The 5,408-nt window shown below is 64.2% G+C and carries 4 protein-coding genes; 2 read left to right on the forward strand and 2 right to left on the reverse strand.

Annotation, left to right across the window (positions count from 1 at the left end):
- Together ACXWUF_RS17750 and ACXWUF_RS17755 are read right to left on the reverse strand one after the other, a co-directional pair.
- Window positions 1-1,162 (reverse strand): RimK family protein (locus ACXWUF_RS17750; RefSeq protein WP_458495949.1); only part of this gene is annotated, 1,162 nt, incomplete at its 3' end.
- Between the two features lies 1 nt (window position 1,163).
- Window positions 1,164-2,273 (reverse strand): peptidase C39 family protein, encoded by a 1,110-nt coding sequence (locus ACXWUF_RS17755; RefSeq protein ID WP_458495950.1) that lies wholly within the window; start codon window positions 2,271-2,273, stop codon window positions 1,164-1,166.
- Between the two features lie 183 nt (window positions 2,274-2,456).
- Here ACXWUF_RS17755 and ACXWUF_RS17760 point away from each other — a divergent pair, with 183 nt between their 5' ends.
- Window positions 2,457-2,978 (forward strand): hypothetical protein, encoded by a 522-nt coding sequence (locus ACXWUF_RS17760; protein WP_458495951.1) that lies wholly within the window; start codon window positions 2,457-2,459, stop codon window positions 2,976-2,978.
- Between the two features lie 231 nt (window positions 2,979-3,209).
- The coding region (locus ACXWUF_RS17765) for a DEAD/DEAH box helicase (protein ID WP_458495952.1) at window positions 3,210-5,408 on the forward strand (2,199 nt) is incomplete at its 3' end.

The following is a 5,408-nucleotide window of genomic DNA, read 5'->3' on the forward strand; positions in this document are numbered from 1 at the left end:
GGCAGGCGAACAAGGGCTGGCCGTTGAGGATGCCGATGCGCCAGTCGAAGTGGGTGTAGAGGAATTCCTGGGCCAGGATCAAATCGGATTCCTTGAACAGCCTGTCGGTCAAGTCGCGGAACTGGCGGGCGTCGTCGGCCTTGAACACGCCCCGCGAGAAGGAGCCATCGGGAATCTTCAGCACCACCGGGAAGCCAATGGCCGCCCCCGCCGCGATGGAGTCCGGGTCGCCCTTTTGCAGAATCCGGGTGGTCGGGGCCGGGATGCGGTTGGCGGCCATCAGCTCGGCGAGATAGACCTTGTTGGTGCATTTGAGGATGGAGTCCGGGTCGTCGATGACCACCAGCCCCTCGATCTGGGCCTTGCGGGCGAAGCGGTAGGTGTAGTGGTCGATGGCCGTGGTTTCGCGGATGAACAGCGCGTCGTACTCCGCCAGCCGCTCGTAGTCCCGCCGCTCGATCAATTCCACATCCACGCCCTGCTTCTTGCCCGCCTTGACCAGCTTTTGCAGCGCGGTGGCGTTGGAGGGCGGGATTTCTTCCGCCGGGTTGCGCAGGATGGCCAAGTCCCAGCGGGCGGCGTTGCGGGCGCGGGGCACGCGCCAAGGCTTGGCGAGGTAGCCGGTCAGGGAGTCGATGAAGAACCGCCGGTGCGGGCCGCTGGCGAGTCCGTTGAGCGGCACCGCCTTCACCGTGTCCAGGCTCCATTTGCCCTGGTAGCGGAATTCCACCTTCAACAGCGGGCAGCGGAACTGGTCGAAAATCTGCCGGGCCAAGTCCTGCAATTCCGGGCCTTCGCAGCGGCCAAAGAAGATGGGGAGTTCGAAGCTGGGACCGGCCTCGGCGGGGCGCTTCTTGAGGCTGCGCTGAATCAGCCCGTCCAAGTCCTCCATGTTGAGGCTGTAGATGGACTTGCTGCGGAGGCTGGCGAGGGTCCGCACCGTGGGAATGACCCGGTGGCTGCGCGGCTCGGCCAACAGCGAGCAGTAATAGCCCGCGCTGAGGTAGCGGTAGCTGCGGCACAGGTTGATGACGCGGATGTCCCTGGCCTTGAGGTATTCCGGCTTGGAGAGGTAATCGCGGGCCGCGACCACCGGCACGGACGACGGATAATCCGGCTGCCAGTCCTTCAGGCTTTCGACGACGACGATGTGTAGGGCCATCTTAATGACGGCGGGATTTGCTGGGCTTTTTTAGAATCAGCACCGCTTTCTGGCCGGTCTTGCCATAGCGGGCCATGCGCTGGAAATCCTTTTTCAATATCGGCATATTGACACAGTCTGTCAGGGTTTTGCCCGCTTCGCTATCCACGAAGGGATCATGTAAGTAAAAGTAGTCCTCATCGTAGCCCGTGACGACCACCCAGTGGGGGAATTTTTCCTGGTACAGCCGGTACGAACTGATAAGAACCACCGGAATGCCGCCTTGTTCCATCTTCTCTTGAAGATCATTGACGTTCAGGGCGCCATACACCAATTTGACCGGCAAATCCCGCAATTCGTCGAGGAAGTCCTCCTGCACGATCTGCATGACCTCGCGCTTTTCCGGGTCGCGCACCGAGGTGATGAACAAGGCGCCCTCGTCGTTGACGTACACCTCCACCTCAAAACCCCGCCGGAAAGCCGACAGCGCCATCCCGTAGGGTCCGCAGCCGCCATGGCCGGAGGTCATGAACACGGTGGTGGATTCCCGCCAGATGCGCAGCTCCAGCCGCCGGCTCAACTCCAACTCGGACAGCAGCGCCTTCATGCCCATCATCAGCGAGGCGGGACCGCAGGTGAAATCCAGGGTTTGCTGGTAATAGGGCACGCGGGCCAGCTCGGGATTGAGGTGCGGCGCGAGGGTCTTCTCGAAGCGCAGGGCCGCCGCGTGGTCCTCGTAGTAATCCGGCACGATCTCCAAGTAGCGGTAGCCCAGCTTCTCGAACAGCTTGATGGAGGCCGGGTTGTCCCGCCGCACCTCCAGCCGCAGGGCGATGCACTCCCGCTCCAGGGCCAGCTTTTCCGAGGCTTCCACCAAGGCGCGGCCTATGCCTTGCCGCTGGCAGGCGAGATCGACCGCGTAGGAATAGAGCCGCGCCAAGGACGTGCCGGTGTGGAACAGCGTCATCGCGTAGCCGCGAATCAGCCCGTCCAACTCTTCCACCAGGGTCGCGGCGTTGGCCTTGGTCAGCAGGTAGCGGAAATTGCGACGGGAAATCCGGTCGGTCTCGAAAGCGCTGTTTTCGATGCGGACCAGGGCATCCAAATCGTCCAGGGTGGCCGGGCGGATCATTAGGAAGTGGTTAATGGTCAGTGGTTGGTGACGAGGAGCCTGCTGGCGAGGGGTTGGCTTTGCCGAATTTTCCACTAATCACTCACCACTGACCACTACTCACTTTCCCCATTCTGCTAAGCTGCGCGTACCGCCCGACTAGAGGCGGATACTCAATCGCCACAATCAGCTTAGGAGAGAACCATGAAGCGCGAATTCAAATACATCGGCCTGGCCCTGCTGGCGGCGTCCCTGGCCGCCCCGGCCTTCGCCGAGGAAGCCAAGCCCGCCGCGCCACCCGCCGCGCCCGGTCAGTCCATGGGTGGCATGGGGGGAATGATGGGGGGCGGCGGCATGATGAGCGAGGAGATGAAGGAGAAGCATCTCAAGCAGAAGCAGGAACACCAACTGAAAATGCACGAGTTCTCGACCAAGATCCTCGCCGCCAAGGACGACAAGGAGCGCGACCAGTTGAAGGCGGAACAGCTTCAACTCATGAAGGAATACGAGAAGGCCCACATGGAGATGATGCAGCAGCACATGCAGCAGATGATGCAGGGCGGCGGGATGGGAAGCATGGGTGGACAGGGGGGACATGGCGGCCATGGCGGCGGCGGCATGGGTGGAATGCAGCAAGGCGGTTCGGGCGGCATGGGGGGCATGGGTGGAATGCAGCACGGCACCCCGCCCGCCGCGCCCAGCCAGCCGCCAGCCATGGCGCATTGATATGAAATAGCCAACTTCGCGACACTTCGCGGGGTATGCCACGGGGCGGATTGCTGGCATTGGCGATCCGCCCCGTTTGTTTTTGTGGCCAGCCTCGCGGGCTGGGTTGGGGCACGGAACCCAGCATCCCAGCCAACCACCGCCCCGCGCCCCACAATCAAAATCCCCTTCCCCGCCATCCCGCCTTCTCCGGGTAAAATAGCCGGTTTTTGCGCCCCCCAATCACGCGACATGAAAGTCCTGCACTGCTCATGGATACCCGAGCCAGGCGACGGGTTCGTCCAGCCGGGCGACTTCTGGCTGTGGACGGAAGACGCACGGCTCCGACCGGACACGGAAGCCCCGCGCCATCCACGCCATCTGCCCAAAACGGAACTGATCGCCTTCCTCGAAAATCCCCTGGGCCTGACCATCTCCCCCTTCGAGCGCCGCTTTCACTTCCTCCCGCAAACGCTGGCCCTGCCCACCGCCGGGGAGGCGCCCTGCCCTTCGCCCGAATTCGAACCCAGCGACACGGACGCCCCGCCCACCGCCCTCCGCGCCTGGGAAGTGGACGCCTACCGCCTGACCCGGCCCATCAAGCAACTCGGCGAGCTGCGCTTCCTGGCTTTCTGCCACAGCCACGACATCCGCCCCGGCACCGACCTCTTGTTCTGGCACTACTACACCCAATCCCTGAAAGCGGTGATTCTGCGCGACCGCTACATCCCCGCCCTGCTCTACCGCGAACCGCCCAGCGGGGAGCCTGAGCTGTACGCGGGCTGGGAAATCGTCTCCGACGACTACGAACACCTGATCCGCGACGCCGCCGGACGCATGCCCCCGGCCTCGGCGATGGCGGGCGAGCGGATGTACGACAAGGCCAGCCTGCTCCGGCATTGCGCCGAGACGCTGATTCATCGGCTAGTCTCCCAGACCTCCCACACCCCGAAGCTGGAGCGCCAAGTGCGCGGCACCCTGGTGGACGCCGCCCGTTCCGACCAAGCGGGCGGCCAGCCCTGGAAAATGGGCGAAGGGCTGGACACCTACCGGGACTGGCAATCCTGGCGGCGCAAGCTGGTGGGCCGGCGCGGCGAGGCGGGTTTCAGCCTGCTGTTTCAATTGCGGGAAGCGGAGCGGGAACAGGAGACCTGGCGCTTGGAGCTGCTGGTGTCGCCGCGCAAAGACCCGTCCCGGCAACTGCCCCTGGCCGAATACTGGCGGCTGGACACGGGCGAACACCGCGCCTTCGGCACCCTGTGCGGCGGGCAGTTCGACAAGCATTTGCTGCTGGCCCTGGGCCAGGCGGCCCGCATCTATCCCCGCCTGTGGGAAGGTCTGGACGAACCCCAACCCTCCGGGCTGAACCTGAATATCGACGAAGCCTTCGCCTTCTTGCAGGAAGACGCCTGGGTGCTGGAAGACGCGGGTTTCGTCGTGCTGGTGCCCTCCTGGTGGACGCCCCAAGGCCGCCGCCGCGCCAGAATCAGGCTGCACGCCACGGGCCGTGGCCCTTCCGGCGCGGGACGGCGTAACAGCCTCGGCCTCGACAACCTGATTTCCTACCGCTACGACCTGTCCCTGGGCGACGAGGCGCTGGACGAGTCGGAATGGGCGAGCCTGGTGGAAAGCAAGACCCCGCTGGTCCGCTTCCGGGGCCGCTGGCTGGCGTTGGACCGGGACAAGATGCGGGAAATGCTGGAATTCTGGCGTCGCCACCGGGACGAAGGCGGCGGCATGAGCCTCCCGGACCTGATGCGGAAGGCGGCGGAGGACGCGGATTTCTTCGAGGTTGAGCCGCAGAAGGCGCTGGCCGAGATGCTGGCGAAGCTGCGCGACCACAGCCGCATGGAACCCGCCGACGATCCGCCCGGCTTCGGGGCGCAATTACGCGATTACCAGAAGCGCGGCTTGGCCTGGATCGCCTTTTTGGAAGGCTTGGGGCTGAACGGCTGCTTGGCCGACGACATGGGCCTGGGCAAGACCATTCAAGTGCTGGCCCGGCTGATCCAGGAACGGGTCGGCGGCTCGGCTCCGCTCACCGAACGCGGTTCGGCTCAGATCAACGAAGGCGCTTCGATTTCGTCCAAGAACAAACCCCGTTCCCTGAGCGGAGCCGAAGGGAGCCACGTCGAAGGGCGTTCCCTGAGCGGAGCCGAGGGGAACAACGCCATTCCACCCACCCTGCTCATCGCCCCCACCTCGGTCATCGGCAACTGGAAAAAGGAAATCGAGCGCTTCGCCCCGGACCTTAGGGCCTTCATCCACCACGGCACGGTGCGCACCCAGGAAGCGGCCAAGTTCCGGCAGACCTGTCTGAATCACGACGTGGTCATCACCTCCTACGCCCTGGCCCGCAAGGACGAGAAGCTGCTGTCGCCGATCCGCTGGCGGCGGGTGGTGCTGGACGAGGCACAGAACATCAAGAATCCCACCTCGGCCCAGACCAAG

The sequence above is a fragment of the Methylomagnum sp. genome, assembly GCF_054333355.1.

What these genes read in the sequence shown, in the direction of transcription:
- ACXWUF_RS17755 (WP_458495950.1), bottom strand. Translation starts at nt 2,273, where the DNA reads ATGATCCGCCCGGCCACCCTGGACGATTTGGATGCCCTGGTCCGCATC.
- ACXWUF_RS17760 (WP_458495951.1), top strand. Translation starts at nt 2,457, where the DNA reads ATGAAGCGCGAATTCAAATACATCGGCCTGGCCCTGCTGGCGGCGTCC.